Raw genomic sequence first — 17,135 nt, 5'->3', positions numbered from 1 at the left:
TTGAAGAATTCATGAACTTCCATATTTTCGTTCGACATATTCAAGAATCGTATCCGGTGCGTGAATACCAAGATGATTGAGTCCTTCTCCACCGAAGAAGACGTTGAACTCAAGAACGTACCACTGTCCGTCACGGATGATGAGATCAAAACCGGCGTGATCGATATCGAGCTGTTTCGCAAGAGCGAGCACGAAGTTGATTGCCTCTTGTGGCACATCATCAAAATCAAGGACACCACCTTGCGCGACATTATTTAAGAACTGAGCACCACCGACGCGCCAGTACGCAGCAAGGACTTGATCACCGACGACGACGACACGTAAGTCCTTCTCATTCGGAATGTATTCTTGAATGTAGAACGTCTCGTGTGTATCCGTGTACTTTTTCCAATCCGCTTCATTTTTGATCAGATGGACACCTTGTCCCATTGAACTCCGGACCGTCTTCGCGACGAACGGAAACGAAAATTCACGCAAGACACGTTCGATCGTGAACTCATTCTTTCCGTAAATACCGGTCCGGGGAATATTGTCCGGAATGACGGTCTGGAAAATCCGCGTCATCTCGATTTTATCGTGACCCAAGTGAAACGTAGCAGCAGATGGGAAAATCGGCTTCTTCATTCCATAGATGATGGAGTGGATTTGCCAATATTCCGGGAACAGGACAACGTCCGCCTGTTCGATTTTTTTCAGGGAATCAAAATGATAATCCGATTTGGCGTGTTCCGTCTTGATTCCAATCGTCCGGAACATATTAAAAGAGAGCAGTTGCATAAAGTTCATTCCTTCCTTCTGAACAAATTATACACAATTCAACGGGCTAGGAGGGAGAGAAATGTTATGATAAGATGGTAAAGTTAAGGAGGAGATTCGTTGTGATATATACCGATAAGACAATTGACCTCATCAACGCAGCGGAAGACCTCATTCGATCTCTCGCTCAAAGTGAAACGGGGCAAGCATATAGATGTGCGAAACAAGCACAGCAAGAGTCAGCAGAGGCACAAGCCGTCATTCGCGATTTTCATCAAGTCAAGGAGGATTACGAACTCGTACAACGATTCGGACGCTATCACCCTGACTATCAGACGATCACGAAAAAGGTCCACGAAGTCAAGCGGCGACTTGATTTACAAGAGGAAGTCGCACAGTTCAAGAAAGCAGAAAAACAACTCGAGACGTTACTCGGACAAATCAGTCTGAAACTCGCCGGGGAAGTGTCACCGCAAATCAAGGTGCCGACGGGGAATCCATTCTTCGATCAAGGATGTGCCGGAGGCTGTTCGACCGGTGGCAGCTGCAGTTGTAGCGGATAACGAAGATGAAGGGGGTACTGGCGTGATCAAGGAACGAGTGGGGCTCATCGTCTATGTCAATGCGATGAAGGCATCCCGGCAGTTACGCCGATACGGGAACGTCTACTTTACGTCTAAACGTGAGCGGTACGTTCATCTGTATGTCGATTTGGATCAGCATGAACAGGTGATGGAAGTCATTTCGACTCTCCCGTTCGTCGAATCGATCAAGCGTTCGGAACGACCGTTCATTACAGAAACGTTCGCGAACAAAAAAGGGAAATTGCCAGAAGAAGCATAATCCAAGGAGCGATGAGGACATCCTCGTCGCTTCTTTGTTGAAAGGAATGAAGGAAATGCGAGTCATTTCAGGGGAACGAAAAGGAACACGGCTAAAGGCAGTACCGGGGGACCAGACACGACCGACGACGGATAAGGTCAAGGAATCATTATTCAACGTGATCGGTCCCTACTTCAATGGAGGACGAGCCCTGGATTTATTCGCGGGGAGCGGCGGTCTTGGCATCGAGTCGCTGTCAAGAGGGTGTGAGGAAGCGGTTTTCGTTGACCAACACTATAAAGCCGTCCAAACGATTCAGGAGAATTTGCGGATGACGCGCTATACAGAACAGGCACGTATTTTAAAAAAAGATGTCGCCGTCGCTTTAGCTGAACTAGCATCTGGGGAACCGTTTAAATTGATTTATTTAGACCCTCCCTATGCGAAAGAACGGTTGACAGAACATGTCACGTACATAGAACAGCACGACATGCTAACGGACAATGGTGTCATCGTCTGTGAACATGATTCTGCTGTTGAATTACCGGACCGGATCGGACGGCTTGAAGTCGTGCGTCGACTTCGGTATTCCGCTGTCATCTCAATCACGTTATACGAATTCACGGAAGTGGAGGAAGACCACGTATGAAACGAATCGCCATATGCCCAGGCAGCTTTGATCCAATCACGAACGGACATTTAGACATCATCGAACGTGCTGTTCCGATTTTTGATGAAATCATCGTCGCCGTATTGAATAATTCTTCGAAGCAACCCTTATTTTCGGTCCAGGAACGAATGGAGTTGATTGCCGATGTGACGTCGCATCTACCTCACATCAAGGTCGATTCCTTTAACGGTTTGCTCGTCGATTACGCAGCGGAAGTCGGTGCAACTGCGATCGTCCGCGGACTACGGGCAGTCTCGGACTTTGAGTATGAAATGCAGGTCGCATCCATCAATAAGAAGATGAACGATCAAATCGAGACATTGTTCATGATGACGAATAATCAGTACTCCTTCTTAAGCTCTTCCATCGTCAAGGAAGCTGCCAAATACGGGGCTTCGGTCGTCGATCTCGTACCGCCTTCTGTCGAAGAAGCGTTACGCCAGAAATATACGAAAGGAGAACTATGATGAAAGCTTGGAAACCCGCCTTAGCAGCGATCATCGCTGCCTTGATCGTATTTTTCGTACCATTGCCTTATTTCATCTCTTATCCGGGCGATGCGACGTCGACTGAAGATCTGATCGACGTATCTGGAGGCGATAAGGAGCCGGGAGATTTGATGATGCTGACGATCGCCCAACGTCGGGCAACCCCTTATTTTCTTGTAGAAAGCCTCTTCCTGCCGTTTTCAGAAACATCGAGCGTCAGTGATTATCTATACGACGGTGAGTCCGACGCACAGTATGAAACACGTCAGAAGCTATACATGGAAGAAGCACAGCATAATGCGACGGTCGAGGCTTACGAATTGGCGGATAAAAAAGTCGATGTCGACTTTAAAGGGGTCTACGTGTCCGGTGTCATTCCAGGTGGTCCAGCCGAAGGAAAACTGAAAGCGGGGGACCGGATCACGGAAGTCGACGGGAAACCGATAGCATCGTTTGATGGCTTCATGAAGACGATTCAAGCAAAGAAGGCAAAAACAGCCGTCCCGATTCAATTCACGCGGAAGTCGGAAGTCAAGAAGACGACGATTCGGGTGGATCAATTATCAAAAGAGATCAAACGTGTCGGACTCGGCATTTATGAGCCGCTTCCGATTTCGAGCGTCTCGACGGATCCTGACATCGACTTTCGTGTCGAAGGTGTCGGTGGTCCTTCTGCCGGAATGATGTTCACGCTTGAAATCTACGATCAACTGACACCGGGTGATTTAGCGAAGGGTCATAAAATCGCCGGTACCGGAACGATCGAAGAGGGTGGAAAAGTCGGTCCGATTGGCGGGGCGTGGCAAAAGGTCGTTGCTGCCGATGAAGCAGAAGCGGAAATCATGTTTGTTCCTGCCGGGGAAAATTATAAAGAAGCAAAACCATCCATAAAAAAACTCGGAACGAACATGAAGCTCGTTCCGATCAAGACAGTAGAAGATGCGATTGATTATTTAGAGGAACTTCCGGCGAAGTAAGGGAAGTGACGATGTTCGACTAATGCATCATGACGGGCCAAGGGCAGCGCGTAAGCGGCTGTTACTTGGCTTTCTTTCGTTAGCCAAGGATGGCTCGTGAACGTACTGTAAACAGCTATCCGGTTTTTGATGTTCTTGAGTGCCGAGCGCCCCCGTTCATTAAAAGCAAGCGGACGGACATAGTCAACGTGGTCGTATTCGATCCGTGCAACCTCTTCAGACGTCGTTGCAGTCAAAAGGTAGACAAGCGCACGCTGTAAACTCGTCCGCGTGTAACGCCGCGTTTTAACGCTATCCATGAATGCGTCGAAAGTCGCTGCTTGTTTTGCTCCATCGATCAAACGAGGCGCTAGTGAGGCATCGATTCCAGCGATCCGGATGAGTTCAGGCAGTGGGGTGGACAGCAAACGCTGACGGATCCAAGGATAATAGTACGAGAAGTTAGCGAAAGAAGCGTCTGTGAGGACGTTCTCCGTCTGTGCAGGAAGTGCGAGCAACTGACCGTATCTCTGGTGATGGGCGCGTATCGCAGTCGCACTCATGATATCTCCGGTTGATAGGTCATGATATCCACTCCCGATCCGTTTCGTCGTATGAAGCGCTAGTGACGTCGTCGCACGGGCATAATAGTAACCGAGCGTATTGTTCGGTTGTGTCAGATCTAGCGTGTGTGAGACGGTTTTGAAGGCTTGACTCGCGGCGTGAGCAGAAGAGAGACCGGCTGTCAATCCATCGCGTAACGCTTGCTTGTACGCAGGTGTCTCCTCGATCTGCTCCGCGGCAGCCCGGAGAAATGGTGTGATGTCGCCGCACTCACTTCCGAATGAAAGGGACTGGCATCCGATCGTCTCAGCGATTGTCACACCGCCGAGCGCAAAACGATCTGCGCGTTGAACGGCAAAGTAAAAGGGAAGTTCAAGCACGAGATCAATGGCACCACTGGCGACCGCTGCTCGGGCACGTGTCCATTTATCCGTAAAGGCGGGTTCACCACGCTGCATGAACGTCCCGCTCATGATGGCGACGATGACGTCGGCATCTGTTTCCCGTCGTGCTGTCGTCGCTTGATAATAGTGTCCATTGTGAAACGGATTGTACTCTGAAATGATAGCTGTCATCCTCATGAAAACTTTCTCCTTTGCAAACCGAATTAAGTGCGGTAATATGGATAAAGACGTCCAAAAGTGTTCGTTCTCTAGCGATTTCAGTGTAAAGAAAAAACATTGACAAAACAAGATGTCCTCTCTATAATTCATATTGTTGCAATTGAGGTGATTCGGATGAAATGGTCCCTGATGCAATTGAATAAATTGCGCAATCTGGGTCAACTTCAGGTTAACGAGACGATCGAGCTCAATGAGCTAGTCGCCCTCCATCCGGATATCCGGGCGGTGCAACCTGTGCACGTTCGTGCAAATGCATCGTTTACATCGAATCAATTAATATTCAATCTTCGGATCACCGGCGAAATGACGCTTCCGGATGCCCGGACGCTAAATGACGTCGCTTATCCATTCGAGATTGAATCCATCGAGCCATTCCTGCTCGAAGTCGATGCTGTTTCAAACGAAGCAGATGACATCAACGTACCGATCGGGAATACGGTCGATCTTCGACCGCTCGTGCAAGAATTGATTTTACTTCATGTGCCAGTGCAAGTGCATGGGGATGATGAAGAGAATCAGTTGGTTGAGGGGGAAGGCTGGACGATTCTTTCTGAAGAAGATCCAGAGGAAACCGAACCAAAAATCGATCCGCGACTCGCGGGTCTCGCTCAGTTCTTTAAAAAAGATCAGGACTCCTGATTTCTGAAGTAAAGGCGAGTGTATTTTTTCAAGGAGGTGGACAACGATGGCAGTACCATTCCGCAGAACGTCGAAAACACGCAAACGTCTTCGCCGTACTCATTTCAAACTCCGTGTACCAGGTATGGTCGAGTGCCCAAACTGTGGTGAAATGAAACTTTCACACCGTGTTTGTAAAGCATGTGGCTCGTACAAAGGTAAAGAAATCGTCAGCAAGTAAGCTGATTGATCGGTATAAAAGCGACCTTCAAATCGAGAAATCGGTTTTAAGGTCGCTTTTTTCATGAAAGGAGAAACAGGCGATGAATATCGGAATCATTGGCGCGGGAGCCATCGGATTGTTACTTGCGTCTTACTTAGCTGAAGAGCATGCGGTCACCCTCTATACCCGACAAGAAAATGATGAGAAGCGCACGATTTTGCGTGATGGACAAGAGAGCCCTGTCATACGCGTCCGTCAGATTGACCGGCTCGAGTCGGAAGACTTGGTGTTTATTGCGACAAAGTCGTATGATATAAAAAGTGTGATTCCATTCGTGGAGCGGCTGACGTGCCCGGTCATGTTCCTGCAAAATGGAATGGACCATTTGAAGTGGAAGCATCAGTTGCGCCACCCCCTATTCGGTGTCGTCGAACATGGGGCGATGCGGGTGGGACCGTTTGAGGTGCGACATACTGGAAAAGGACGTATCCGTTACGGGGATCAGTTAATTCCAGCGTTGATGCAAGAACAGCTCCGATTCGAATGCGAGCCCGATATGGAATCCGTATTGCTGACGAAATTATTCATCAACGTCGTCATCAATCCGGTGACGGCCTATTACGGTGTCGAGAACGGACGCCTTCTAGAAACGCCGTATCGGGAGGAAGCGCGTCAATTGTTTGATGAGATGCAGATGATTTTTCCGCAGCACCCCATTACGTATGCTGAAATCGAGCGCGTCATGCTGAATACGAGCAAAAACCGTTCTTCGATGCTACGTGATCTTGAGTACGGTAGACAAACAGAAGTGGAACCGATACTAGGATATGCTTTACGTCAGGCAACCGTAGTGACGCCTCGTCTATCCTTTTTTTACGACCAGATTAAACAAAAGGAGGGTCCGCGGTGACGGTCTTCATCATTTTTCCTTTATTCAGCCTGATGGTATTGTATCTTCTGTTCTTACTTCTGTTTCGAAAACACGGGAAAGCCGTTCGGTATTCACTTGATATCGGAACGTTCATCGTCCTGTATGCGATTCATGTCGCCTTGATTGCTTTAACGGGAACGAACTATCTGGGCTGGATCATCATTGCCGTCCTGCTGATTTTTGCACTGAATGCGCTCTGGCAAAGAGCCCGGCAACTTGATGTCGATTTCAGGCAGATGATCCGTCATAGTTGGCGGATTATCATGTTACTTGCGCTACCGATTCATTTCGTATTGTTCGTGCTTGGTATGCATCAGCTGTTCATCAGTTGATCTCAGTTAGGTAAGAAAGAAGGGATTTTGTTTGAAGGTACAACCATTTGAAGCCTTATATGATGATAACTCGCTGATGCATCGTGCTTCACGAGAAGAATTCTTAACATATGTCGACCATCTCGGAGAGAGTGGACTCGTGTCGCGGAGTGAACTGTTAGCGAAACGCCACTTTCCGCATCTTGCGGCATTGACAGACGAATTAGAACGACAGAATCCGCAGATGACGCAACGACTTCGTGAGCGCATCGTAAAACTTCGTGCAGGTGAGGCGCAAGTCGTCATAACAGGACAACAGACCGGCATCTTCGGTGGTCCTTTATATGCGATCTATAAGCTCTTAACCTGTCTTAAGGTCGCGCAGCAGGCGGAGACGACACTCGAACGTCCTGTCGTCCCGGTATTTTGGCTCGCGACCGAAGATCACGATTTTGATGAAATCAATCATGTGTATGTCCCGACAGCGGATTTTCAGCCACGAAAACTCGCACTTGCACCTCAGGAGACGGTTGCCCGTTCGGTCAGTCGTCTCGCGTTCGACCGCTCAGCGCTTCTCGATCTTTTGCATGAGACGTTTCAAGCGATGCCGGAGACGGAACATACACGGTCGCTTTTCGACCGCTTGCAGAAGCTTGTTCAGGAGTCTGCCTCTTACGGAGCGTTCTTTTCCCGATTGATGGGTGAACTCGTCGATTATGACATTCTGTTTTTTGACGCTGATGCACCCGCTGTACGGGAACTTGAGATTCCGTTTTTTGAACGGTTGATCCAAGAGAATGCCGAGTTGAGACGTGCGTTGTCTGAAGGAATCGAACAAACGAAGGACTTGCCTGATACATTTTTAAACGAGGAGGCAGCTCACCTTTTCCTCGACGATCACGGTCGCCAGTTGCTTTATCCGACGGTAGACGGATTTGAAACGAAACAAGGGAAGCAGTTTACAGAACTTGAGTTGATCGCACTCCTGTATGCCAGCCCGGAACGCTTCTCAAATAGTGTCGTGACGCGTCCGCTGATGCAGGACTATCTGTTTCCGACACTTGCATACATCGGCGGTCCCGGGGAACTTGCTTACTGGACACGATTACGTCCGCTCTTTCATCATCTCGACTGGACGATGCCGGTGCTAGTTCCCCGTATGGGCGGACTACTCGTACGTCATAGTGATGAAAAACGTCTCGCGAAACTTCATGTGTCCTTTGAGGAGGCTATAAAGTCAGGTGTTCCGATTCCTGTCTATTCAGAAGAGAAGATGACGGGGCGCATGCACACAGCGGCGATGCTCAAAGATAGTTTCGTCACCGAGTTCCATACGCTTGAACATCATCTGCTGCGGACATCGAGTAAGAGTGAGAAAATCAAGAAGCAACTCGAACAGTCACTAGCTAGTCTGTTGGCGGAGGATCGACGTCAATTTGACCGTCAGACGCGGCAGTATAAAGAGACAGCCTATCACGTGCTCCCCGATGGTGCGCCGCAAGAGCGGATTCATTCCGTCTTACCGTGGTTAAACCACCATGGGTTTGATTTCGTACAGAACTTACGCCAAGCTTATGAAGCGGGCACGAGTGAACAGTTGAAGATTTTCCTTTAAACCTGCTGAAATAAGCAGGTTTTTTCGGTTTTTTAGCGAAAAATACACAAAAGTTAAATAAATCAAGTAAACTGTCTCATTTTCGTAACGTTTTCAGGAGAGAATATGATACATTGAAAAAGAGTAACGTCCTTTAAGGACAGTGAAAGGTGAGGCAGGACATGTTTGAGCATGAAACAGTATTGAAATGGGAGTCGATTGAAGGACTCGCGATTAAACCGGACGGCATTTATGTCGATTGTACATTAGGTGGGGCAGGTCATAGCGAAGAGATCGTCAAGCAATTGACGACAGGTCATCTGTACGCGTTTGATCAAGATGATGTCGCACTCGCCCATGCAGCAGAACGTCTCGCGGCGTATGAAGGTCGCTTCACATTGATAAAAAGTAATTTCGCTTACCTGAAAGAGCAGTTGGCAGCACATGGTGTCGAGAAAGTAGACGGCATCTTATTTGATCTCGGTGTCTCTTCACCACAATTAGACGAAGGGGAACGGGGATTCAGTTACAATCACGACGCACGTCTCGACATGCGCATGGATCAATCTTCTCCACTTTCCGCTTATGAAGTCGTCAATGAGTGGTCATACAATGATCTCGTACGTATCTTCTTTACATACGGGGAAGAGAAATTCTCGAAACAAATTGCGCGCAAGATCGAAAAGGCGCGGGAAGAGCGACCGATCGAAACGACATTCGAACTCGTCGAACTGATCAAGGATGCGATTCCGGCACCGGCAAGAAGAAAAGGCGGTCACCCTGCAAAACGGACGTTCCAAGCGATCCGGATCGCTGTCAATGATGAATTAAATGTCTTTGACCGTGCAGTACATCAAGCAATCGATCTGTTGCGAGTCGGGGGACGTCTTTGTGTCATTACGTTCCATTCACTCGAAGATCGGATGTGTAAACAGGCAATCAAGGAAAAATCATCACTTCCCGAACTTCCACCGGGGTTACCGATGATTCCTGTCGAGATGGAGCCGGAACTTAAACTCATCACACGCAAGCCGATTACAGCAGGCGTCGAAGAGCTCGATGACAATCGGCGTGCCCGATCGGCAAAATTACGAGTCGCTGAAAAAATGAAAGAATCTTGAGAGGAGCATTCCAATGGCAGAACCACTTCGTAAATCGGTCCAAACGGTTCAACCCGTTCGTCAACAACCTGTTCAGGAGCCACGGAAGACGGAAGATATCGCGCGTCGCGTCGCCGTCCGTCCGAAGTATCGCTTGTATCCGTTTGAAAAATTCTTATACAGTGCGATGATTGGTGGTCTGGTGTTATTTGGGAGTTTGACGATCAGTACACACAACGAGGCGTATAACGTCAGCCGTGACTTAGCAAAAGAAAATCAAGTCACACAATCGCTCAAAAAAGAAAATGAACGTTTACAACTAGAGGTCACGAACTTAAGCTCTCCGGAACGGATTTATAAGATTGCGAAAGAACAAGGTCTTGATATGCGTAAAGGGAACATCAAGGTGATTCCTAAATGAATCCACTGAAAAAAGCCCGTTGGAGAGTAGCCTTTATCATGGTGATATTTGCTACTCTCTTTTTTGTGTTCATTGGCCGATTTTTATACTTAGCAACGACGAAGCAATTCCATGGTGAGGATATGATTGCCTACGCCGAGAAAAAACGCTGGGAGTCGCAAGAAACGTTAGGTGCGGAACGGGGAGAGATTTTTGACCGTCTCGGCTCTCCGATTGCGATCAACGTGCCGTCGTATCATCTGATTGGTATTTACCGACTCGGTGGCGTCAAAGATCCAGACGAGACGATCGTCGACTTCAAGCGGACGGCTGAAGGTCTTGCGCCGATTCTTGGGATGACGGTGAAGGAACTGGAGACATACTTGATTGAAAACAAGGATCGTTCCCAAATCGAATTCGGTAAAAAAGGAAATGATTTGACGCTTGATCAAAAAGAGAAGATCGATAAGCTGAAATTGCCCGGAATCCGAATGATCGAGGAGCCGAAACGCTATTACCCGAACGGTATCTTCTTGTCGGATACGCTGGGGTTCGTTCAAAAAATCACTGAGGAAAACGGTCGTGTCGCCTTAAAAGGACAGATGGGGATCGAGAAGCAGTATGATAAGGCGCTGAGTGAATCCTACGGAGCGCGTGTCTTTGAGAAGGATCGGAGCGGGAACCCGCTCATTCAAGGGTCGTCTCGTGTCTCGAACGAACCGAAGGATGGTTCGAATCTCTATCTGACGATCGATCACCGGATTCAACAAGCACTTGAAAAACAAATGCAGAAAATGTACGACACGTATAAGCCGAAGAATGCGACGGGGATCGTCATGGATGCGAAAACCGGTGAGATTCTAGCGATGACGGATCGACCGTCCTTTAATCCGAACTTACGTGATATGACGGATTTTACGAACTTTGCGGTGTCCTCTCGCTTTGAGCCGGGTTCGACGATGAAAATCTTTACGCTCGCGGCAGCCATCGATGCAGGTGTCTTCCGACCGAACGAGATGTATAAGTCAGGCAGTTACAACTATAAAGGAACAGTCATCAAAGATTACAATGATGTCGGGTGGGGAACGATTCCGATGATTGAGGGGGTCTATCACTCGTCGAACGTCATGTTTTCGAAATTGACGGCAGAAAAACTTGGGATCGAGCGCTATAAAGATTACTTTAAGAAGTTTCATTTTGACCAACGAACGGGTATAGACATCTCGGGAGAAGTAAACAGTCAGTCTGATTTGTCGAAACCGTTGAATGCGCTCATTACTTCATGGGGGCAATCGACTGCCGTTACACCGATGCAACTGCTCCAGGGAGCAACTGCGATTGCCGGAGACGGAGAGATGGTCAAACCGCATATCATCCAGAAAGCGGACCATACGGACAAAGCACCGTATCGGGCAAAAACAGAAGTCGTCGGTAAGCCGATCTCTGCTGAAGCAGCGAAAGCAACCCGCGAAGCACTTGACGGTGTCGTCAATAGCAAAATCGGTACCGGTCAAATGTACAAGTTAAAAGATTACCGTGTCATCGGGAAAACCGGTACGGCCCAGATTTCAGAAAATGGAAAGTACATTCAAGGACAATTCATTCACTCGTTCATCGGTATGGCGCCGAAGGACGACCCGGAGTTGATCATGTATATTGCTGTTGACCGGCCGTCGAAAAATGAATCGTCGGTCTCTGGACCTCTCATCATGAGTCCTGTCTTTAAAAGTGTCATGAACACAGCATTGCAATACCGCAGCATCCAGCCGGAAACGCAGAAGGATTCGGTAGATGTCAAAGCCAAAATCACGCCGAGTTACATCAAGAAGAGTGCTCGTCAAGCAACGGACCTGGCAAAAGAACAAGAGGCCGTTCCAATCATCTTAGGAGATGGGGCAGAAGTCGTGTCCCAAATCCCGACACGTGGTCAGGAGTTCGTCAGTGGGGAACGTGTCTTACTGAAGACGGCAAACACCTTTAAAATGCCGGACTTGACGGGATGGTCGCAACGAGATGTCAAAAAACTCGTCAGCTTGTATGATTTGAAGCTGGACGTCATTGGTAAAGGTTTTGTAACCAAACAATCGGCACGAACTGGTACACTAGTGAAGGAAAATGGAAAGTTGACGGTTGAACTAGCTGAACCAAAAGAGTAATGGTGGAGCAAGTTTCCTGATTTCTACAGGAGGACGAGGACGAACAGGAGTCATTCGTTGACTTTTGCATTCGTCCTCTTTTGCTGTCATCGAATGGAGGAATAGAGGATGTTAACAATTACGCAGATCGCTGAATGGATAGAAGTAGACGTGCAGGATGACCGGATCGTCCGTCATTTTGCGACGGATTCACGAGCGCTACTCGAAGACGGTCTTTATATTCCGATTCAAGGTGCACGCGTCGACGGACATCGTTTCATCGAGGGTGCCAAAGAGCAAGGGGCAATCGTCACCTTATGGAAAAAAGGTATCGAACGACCAGATGTCGATGTTGTCTTTCTAGAAGTCGACGAACCACTTGCTGCTCTGCAGCAGATTGCGAAGCAATACTTATTGCACGTTGCACCGAAAGTCGTCGCTATTACGGGATCAAACGGTAAAACATCGACGAAGGATATGGTCGAGAGTGTACTCAAGACGACGTTTAAGACACATAAGACGCTAGGAAACTTCAACTCGGATATCGGAATGCCGCTGACGATCCTGATGATGCCAAACGATACGGAAGTGGCTGTACTTGAAATGGGGATGAATGGTTTTGGAGATATTGAGTTTCTCTCGAACCTAGCAGAACCAGACATTGCACTTGTGACGAACATCGGGGAATCCCACGCCGAACAAGTCGGTGGGCGTAGCGGCATCGCCAAAGCGAAGCTTGAGATTCGGTCAGGACTTAAACCAGGTGGACATCTGTTCATCGACGGTGACGAACCGCTCCTGTCAGGAATCGAAGCGGAAAAAATCGGTTATCAGATTGGCAATACGTACCGCATCGAGACGACGGAAGCGACGTTCTTTGGTACGGCGTTCCTATTCGATGGTACGACGTTCCACCTGCCTGTACTCGGCAAACATCAAGTCCGTAACGCGGCCTATGCGATCGCGACTGCACGGGCGCTGGGTGTAAACGATTCAAAAATCCAGGAAGGATTCGATGCTGTCGAACTGACCCCGATGCGAATGGAACGACTCGTATTTGAAGAGACGGCCATCATCAATGATGCTTACAATGCCAGTCCGACATCGATGAACGCGGCCATCGAGACAGTCGGTGCACTCGAAGGATATACGACACGTGTGCTCGTCCTCGGAGATATGTATGAACTGGGAGAGGAAGAGCGTTTATTGCACGCCTCCGTCGGAAAGCGGATTGCGTTACCCGTCTCGCATGCTATCCTAGTAGGGGAGAAAGGCGCGTGGATTGCTGAAGGAATCAGTGACCCGTCCGTCCAGATTCAGTTCGCGTCAACCGTCGAGGAGGCGGCAAAGCGATTGCGTCCATTGCTTGGAGAACGAACGATTGTTTTATTGAAGGCGTCACGTGGGATGGCGCTCGAACGGATATTGACTTATCTGAACGAAAACTAATTTTTGAAAAAGGGTGTCTGCTATGATCACATTATTTATCAGTCTTATTCTTGCATTTCTTGTTGTATTACTTGTCATGCCAAAGGCGATTCCGTTTCTGCATCGTTTGAAATTCGGTCAGGAGATTCGTGAGGAAGGTCCGCAGTGGCACCAGGTGAAATCAGGAACACCAACGATGGGGGGAATCGTCATTCTTGTGGCGATGATCGTCAGCGTCCTTGGAGCCGTTGTCATGGGTGACCTGTCGACGACGCAATTATCATTACTCTTTTTGACGCTTGCTTATGGCGCGATCGGTTTCATCGATGATTACATCAAAGTCGTTAAGAAACGGAACCTCGGTCTGAATTCAAAACAAAAATTAATCGGACAAATCGTCGTTGGCTTGCTGTTCGTCTGGTTGAGCGGTGGATTTACGAGTGATGCGACCTATTTAGCCGTTCCATTCACAGATCTTCAGATCGACTTCGGCATCATCTATCCGTTCGTTGCGCTGTTCTGGTTAGTTGGCTTCTCGAATGCGGTCAATTTGACGGACGGACTTGATGGGCTCGTATCGTTTACGGCAATCCCGACATTTCTCTTCTTCGGGTTATACAGTTGGTTCATTGCCGATGAAATCGGAGCAGCCTGTTTTGCGTTCTCGGCAGTGGGGGCATTGATTGGATTTCTCTTGTTCAATGCACATCCTGCCAAAATCTTCATGGGTGACACAGGATCGCTTGCACTTGGTGCGGCGCTTGCCGGTCTTTCAATCGTCTTGAAGCTTGAACTATTACTCGTCTTGATCGGAATCGTCTTCGTCATTGAGACACTGTCGGTCATCCTGCAGGTCATTTCCTTTAAGACGACAGGAAAGCGTATTTTTAAGATGAGCCCGATTCATCATCACTTCGAGATGGTCGGATGGAGCGAATGGCGGATCGTCGGTACATTCGCGGGCATCAGCTGTTTGATGGCGTTCATCGCCTACCTATTCATGTGATAAAAACGGAGAGAGAAAGTGAGCGATTCAACGATGGAACAACGACAATGGAACAATCAAAAAGTGCTCGTTCTCGGAACGGCGAAGAGCGGAATTGCAGCGGCACGCTATCTCGTAGAGGTCGGTGCTGATGTAACGGTCAATGATGGTAGTATGCCGTCGGAGGATGATCAAGCGACACTTGCGTCACTCGGCGTCAAAACGGTCTACGGAGAGCATCCACTTGTTTTGCTCGACGATGTCGATCTCATTGTTAAAAATCCTGGTATTCCGTACCGGATCGACTTGTTACAAGAAGCGTTGAAACGGAACATCCCGATTTGGACGGAAGTGGAGCTAGCGTATCAAGCCACGGAAGCGACGTGGGTAGCGATTACGGGCTCCAACGGGAAGACGACGACGACGACCCTTGTCCATGAATTATTAAAAACCGGGAAGCGTCCGGTACATTTGGCAGGAAACATCGGTTTCCCGGCAATCGAGATCGCAGCGCAGGCGAAGAAAGATGATATTATCGTCATTGAATTGTCGAGTTTCCAATTGATGGGGATTGATCAATTCCGTCCTTATACGGCGGCTTTCCTCAATCTATCACCGGCACATCTGGATTATCATGGTGATTTTGGATCGTATGGTGCTGCTAAAGCGCGTATCTTCAAGAATATGCAATCATCAGACCGTCTCGTCCTCAATGCAGACGATGACTCGGTAAGGGAATTAGGAGAAACGGCACACGCTTCGCGGCTTACCTTCTCTCGCCGTCAACCGGCTTATGCAGAAATCTTACAGGACACGATTACACTCAATGGAACGGCCATCTTACCGGTAAGCGAGCTGGCTCTCGGTGGGGGGCACAATGTCGAAAACGTCCTGGCAGCCTTAACGCTCGTCGAACCGTTCGAATTGGCGTTACGTGACGTTCAACAGGTCCTCCGGACATTCGGTGGTGTGGCTCACCGTACGCAATATGTGGGAGAGATCGCTGGTCGGAAAGTCTATAATGATTCGAAGGCGACGAACAATGTCGCGACGGAGGCGGCATTATCCGGATTCAATGCTCCGGTCGTCTGGTTATGTGGCGGACTTGAACGTGGAGCAGATTTAACACCATTACTTGGTGCGATGACGCATGTAAAACATGTCATTGGTTTAGGTGAGACAGGGCACCGTTTTGGCGCGCTTGCATCAGAAAACGGTTATCCGTCGACAGTCGTTGAAACGATGGATGAAGCAGTCACCGCCGCGTTTGCAATCTCACAACCGGGAGATATCATTCTCTTATCACCGGCATCAGCGAGTTGGGATCAATATAAGACATATGAAGAGCGCGGCGATCATTTCGTTCGTGCGGTTCACCAGGTAGGAGGAACAGTTGTATGAAAATCGTCGTCTCGGGAGGCGGAACAGGTGGACACATCTACCCTGCTCTCGCTATGATTCGTGAACTTGAACAACGGATGCCATGTGAGGTTCTCTATATCGGTACGGAAAATGGTCTCGAAGCAGACATCGTCCGCCGAGCAGGGATTCCCTTTGAATCAATCGAAATCTCCGGCATTCGTCGATCACTATCGTTTGAAAACGTTAAAACAGGTATCCGCTTCGTCAAGAGCGTCCGGCGTGTTCGTCGACTGCTGCGCCAGTTCCAACCGGATATCGTCGTCGGTACAGGTGGTTTCGTCTGTGGACCGGTATTATACACAGCTGCAAAGATGGGATTCAAGACACTCGTTCATGAACAAAACAGTTTACCGGGCATCACGAATAAGTTTTTAGCACGTTATGTCGATCGTGTCGCCTTGTCGTTTAAGGGGTCCGGTCACCACTTCGGTAAAAATGAATCCAAAACGGTTCTAATCGGTAATCCGCGTGCCTCGGAAGTGGCGGAATTAAAGATTGACCCGCTCGCAGAACGTCAACGGTTCGGTTTTGAAGAGGGACGACCACTCGTCGTCATTTACGGGGGGAGCCGCGGTGCACCCGCCATCAATGAAGCGGTCGTCGAGATGATGCCGAAAGTGGAACAGGCAGGCTGGTCACTGCTCTTCGTTACCGGTCAGATTCATTACGATACGATTGCTTCACGTGTCGGTTCCGTACCGGAGCGCATTCAGTTGCGACCGTTCGTCTATGACTTACCGAACATCTTAAAGGCCAGTCAACTGGTCATCTCGCGTTCAGGGGCAAGTACGCTCGCAGAACTGACGACACTCGGACTCCCGAGTGTGCTCATTCCAAGTCCTTATGTGACGGAGAATCACCAGGAAGTCAATGCCTCATCGCTCGTCGAGACGGGGGCTAGTCTATTGATTCGTGAACAAGAGCTGACGGGTGATCGATTGTTTGAGGCATGTGTTCAAGCGCTCGCACAACAGCAAAAGATGTCAGAAGCTGCCCTCGCTCTCGGCATGCCGCACGCTTCACGGGATCTCGTCGATGAATTGTTACGGCTAGCAGGGCAAAAAAACTAAACTATTGCAGGAAAAGACCGATAGGGAAATGAACTGTTA

Annotated in this window: 19 protein-coding genes; 17 read left to right on the top strand and 2 right to left on the bottom strand. The window is 48.7% G+C overall.

Translation table 11 applies throughout. The features are described 5' to 3' along the window. Positions 1 to 9: 9 nt before the first annotated feature. Positions 10 to 777 carry an ATP-grasp domain-containing protein gene (locus ACRPK8_RS04380; protein ID WP_432237084.1) on the bottom strand — a complete coding sequence of 256 codons (768 nt, stop codon included), beginning with the start codon at positions 775 to 777 and terminating at the stop codon, positions 10 to 12. Between the two features lie 101 nt (positions 778 to 878). On the opposite strand from ACRPK8_RS04380, the gene ACRPK8_RS04375 reads away from it, so the two are divergent. From ACRPK8_RS04375 to ACRPK8_RS04355, 5 genes are read left to right on the top strand one after another with little or no spacing between them, the layout of a single operon-like run. Then, complete coding sequence (locus ACRPK8_RS04375) at positions 879 to 1,319, top strand: YlbF family regulator (protein ID WP_195864725.1); 441 nt, start codon at positions 879 to 881, stop codon at positions 1,317 to 1,319. Continuing rightward, a complete protein-coding gene (locus ACRPK8_RS04370; protein ID WP_432237083.1) occupies positions 1,294 to 1,599 on the top strand; it encodes a YlbG family protein in 306 nt (101 codons plus the stop codon). Before ACRPK8_RS04375 ends, ACRPK8_RS04370 begins: the two co-directional genes overlap by 26 nt. Positions 1,600 to 1,645: 46 nt before the next feature. Continuing rightward, entirely contained in the window at positions 1,646 to 2,227 is a 582-nt protein-coding gene (rsmD, locus tag ACRPK8_RS04365; RefSeq protein WP_432237082.1) for a 16S rRNA (guanine(966)-N(2))-methyltransferase RsmD, read from the top strand. After that, positions 2,224 to 2,715, top strand: a complete 492-nt coding sequence (coaD, locus tag ACRPK8_RS04360; protein WP_432237081.1) for a pantetheine-phosphate adenylyltransferase — start codon at positions 2,224 to 2,226, stop codon at positions 2,713 to 2,715. Before rsmD ends, coaD begins: the two co-directional genes overlap by 4 nt. Further along, the gene (locus ACRPK8_RS04355; RefSeq protein WP_432237080.1) at positions 2,715 to 3,713 is read left to right on the top strand and encodes a SepM family pheromone-processing serine protease; all 999 of its coding nucleotides are present in this window, start codon (positions 2,715 to 2,717) and stop codon (positions 3,711 to 3,713) included. The genes coaD and ACRPK8_RS04355 overlap by 1 nt, the downstream gene beginning before the upstream one ends. Here the strand turns inward: ACRPK8_RS04355 and ACRPK8_RS04350 are convergent. After that, entirely contained in the window at positions 3,686 to 4,837 is a 1,152-nt protein-coding gene (locus ACRPK8_RS04350; RefSeq protein ID WP_432237079.1) for a tRNA(Met) cytidine acetate ligase, read from the bottom strand. The two genes, ACRPK8_RS04355 and ACRPK8_RS04350, sit on opposite strands and share 28 nt — an antisense overlap. 156 nt (positions 4,838 to 4,993) lie before the next feature. On the opposite strand from ACRPK8_RS04350, the gene ACRPK8_RS04345 reads away from it, so the two are divergent. The 12 genes from ACRPK8_RS04345 to murG all read left to right on the top strand — a co-directional run bounded on the left by ACRPK8_RS04345 (position 4,994) and on the right by murG (position 17,096). Beyond that, entirely contained in the window at positions 4,994 to 5,518 is a 525-nt protein-coding gene (locus ACRPK8_RS04345) for a YceD family protein (protein ID WP_023468813.1), read from the top strand. 46 nt (positions 5,519 to 5,564) lie between these two features. Further along, complete coding sequence (rpmF, locus tag ACRPK8_RS04340; RefSeq protein WP_012370841.1) at positions 5,565 to 5,738, top strand: 50S ribosomal protein L32; 174 nt, start codon at positions 5,565 to 5,567, stop codon at positions 5,736 to 5,738. 82 nt (positions 5,739 to 5,820) lie between these two features. After that, a complete protein-coding gene (locus tag ACRPK8_RS04335) occupies positions 5,821 to 6,630 on the top strand; it encodes a 2-dehydropantoate 2-reductase (RefSeq protein ID WP_432237078.1) in 810 nt (269 codons plus the stop codon). Next, complete coding sequence (locus tag ACRPK8_RS04330; RefSeq protein ID WP_432237077.1) at positions 6,627 to 6,983, top strand: DUF3397 family protein; 357 nt, start codon at positions 6,627 to 6,629, stop codon at positions 6,981 to 6,983. The genes ACRPK8_RS04335 and ACRPK8_RS04330 overlap by 4 nt, the downstream gene beginning before the upstream one ends. Before the next feature lie 31 nt (positions 6,984 to 7,014). Continuing rightward, positions 7,015 to 8,577: a bacillithiol biosynthesis cysteine-adding enzyme BshC gene (gene bshC, locus ACRPK8_RS04325; RefSeq protein ID WP_432237076.1), complete on the top strand. Its 1,563-nt coding sequence runs from the start codon at positions 7,015 to 7,017 to the stop codon at positions 8,575 to 8,577. 161 nt (positions 8,578 to 8,738) lie between these two features. Continuing rightward, complete coding sequence (gene rsmH, locus ACRPK8_RS04320) at positions 8,739 to 9,677, top strand: 16S rRNA (cytosine(1402)-N(4))-methyltransferase RsmH (RefSeq protein WP_432237075.1); 939 nt, start codon at positions 8,739 to 8,741, stop codon at positions 9,675 to 9,677. Between the two features lie 13 nt (positions 9,678 to 9,690). Beyond that, positions 9,691 to 10,077, top strand: coding sequence for a cell division protein FtsL (gene ftsL, locus ACRPK8_RS04315; RefSeq protein WP_023468808.1), 387 nt, complete (start codon positions 9,691 to 9,693; stop codon positions 10,075 to 10,077). A 65-nt stretch (positions 10,078 to 10,142) separates the two neighbouring features. Next, positions 10,143 to 12,212 carry a penicillin-binding protein gene (locus ACRPK8_RS04310; protein WP_432237074.1) on the top strand — a complete coding sequence of 690 codons (2,070 nt, stop codon included), beginning with the start codon at positions 10,143 to 10,145 and terminating at the stop codon, positions 12,210 to 12,212. Positions 12,213 to 12,320: 108 nt separating this feature from the next. Then, positions 12,321 to 13,640: a UDP-N-acetylmuramoyl-tripeptide--D-alanyl-D-alanine ligase gene (locus tag ACRPK8_RS04305; RefSeq protein WP_432237073.1), complete on the top strand. Its 1,320-nt coding sequence runs from the start codon at positions 12,321 to 12,323 to the stop codon at positions 13,638 to 13,640. A gap of 22 nt (positions 13,641 to 13,662) precedes the next feature. Further along, on the top strand, positions 13,663 to 14,625 hold the full coding sequence (mraY, locus tag ACRPK8_RS04300; protein ID WP_432237072.1) for a phospho-N-acetylmuramoyl-pentapeptide-transferase: 963 nt from the start codon (positions 13,663 to 13,665) through the stop codon (positions 14,623 to 14,625). Between the two features lie 33 nt (positions 14,626 to 14,658). Then, on the top strand, positions 14,659 to 16,005 hold the full coding sequence (gene murD, locus ACRPK8_RS04295) for a UDP-N-acetylmuramoyl-L-alanine--D-glutamate ligase (RefSeq protein ID WP_432237071.1): 1,347 nt from the start codon (positions 14,659 to 14,661) through the stop codon (positions 16,003 to 16,005). Continuing rightward, on the top strand, positions 16,002 to 17,096 hold the full coding sequence (murG, locus tag ACRPK8_RS04290; RefSeq protein ID WP_432237070.1) for an undecaprenyldiphospho-muramoylpentapeptide beta-N-acetylglucosaminyltransferase: 1,095 nt from the start codon (positions 16,002 to 16,004) through the stop codon (positions 17,094 to 17,096). The genes murD and murG overlap by 4 nt, the downstream gene beginning before the upstream one ends. The last annotated feature ends 39 nt before the right edge of the window (positions 17,097 to 17,135 follow it).

It is taken from the genome of Exiguobacterium sp. TDN 0502 (assembly GCF_050846835.1).
Lineage (GTDB): Bacteria > Bacillota > Bacilli > Exiguobacteriales > Exiguobacteriaceae > Exiguobacterium_A.
The sequence above is the reverse complement of the archived record's forward strand: the minus strand, read 5'-3'. Positions and strand labels throughout refer to the sequence as shown.

Coding starts and splice junctions, on each gene's coding strand:
- ACRPK8_RS04350 (WP_432237079.1), bottom strand. CDS start 4,837: ATGAGGATGACAGCTATCATTTCAGAGTACAATCCGTTTCACAATGGA.
- ACRPK8_RS04305 (WP_432237073.1), top strand. CDS start 12,321: ATGTTAACAATTACGCAGATCGCTGAATGGATAGAAGTAGACGTGCAG.
- ACRPK8_RS04345 (WP_023468813.1), top strand. CDS start 4,994: ATGAAATGGTCCCTGATGCAATTGAATAAATTGCGCAATCTGGGTCAA.
- ACRPK8_RS04355 (WP_432237080.1), top strand. CDS start 2,715: ATGAAAGCTTGGAAACCCGCCTTAGCAGCGATCATCGCTGCCTTGATC.
- coaD (WP_432237081.1), top strand. CDS start 2,224: ATGAAACGAATCGCCATATGCCCAGGCAGCTTTGATCCAATCACGAAC.
- murG (WP_432237070.1), top strand. CDS start 16,002: ATGAAAATCGTCGTCTCGGGAGGCGGAACAGGTGGACACATCTACCCT.
- rpmF (WP_012370841.1), top strand. CDS start 5,565: ATGGCAGTACCATTCCGCAGAACGTCGAAAACACGCAAACGTCTTCGC.
- ACRPK8_RS04380 (WP_432237084.1), bottom strand. CDS start 777: ATGCAACTGCTCTCTTTTAATATGTTCCGGACGATTGGAATCAAGACG.
- rsmD (WP_432237082.1), top strand. CDS start 1,646: ATGAAGGAAATGCGAGTCATTTCAGGGGAACGAAAAGGAACACGGCTA.
- murD (WP_432237071.1), top strand. CDS start 14,659: ATGGAACAACGACAATGGAACAATCAAAAAGTGCTCGTTCTCGGAACG.
- ftsL (WP_023468808.1), top strand. CDS start 9,691: ATGGCAGAACCACTTCGTAAATCGGTCCAAACGGTTCAACCCGTTCGT.
- mraY (WP_432237072.1), top strand. CDS start 13,663: ATGATCACATTATTTATCAGTCTTATTCTTGCATTTCTTGTTGTATTA.
- rsmH (WP_432237075.1), top strand. CDS start 8,739: ATGTTTGAGCATGAAACAGTATTGAAATGGGAGTCGATTGAAGGACTC.
- ACRPK8_RS04335 (WP_432237078.1), top strand. CDS start 5,821: ATGAATATCGGAATCATTGGCGCGGGAGCCATCGGATTGTTACTTGCG.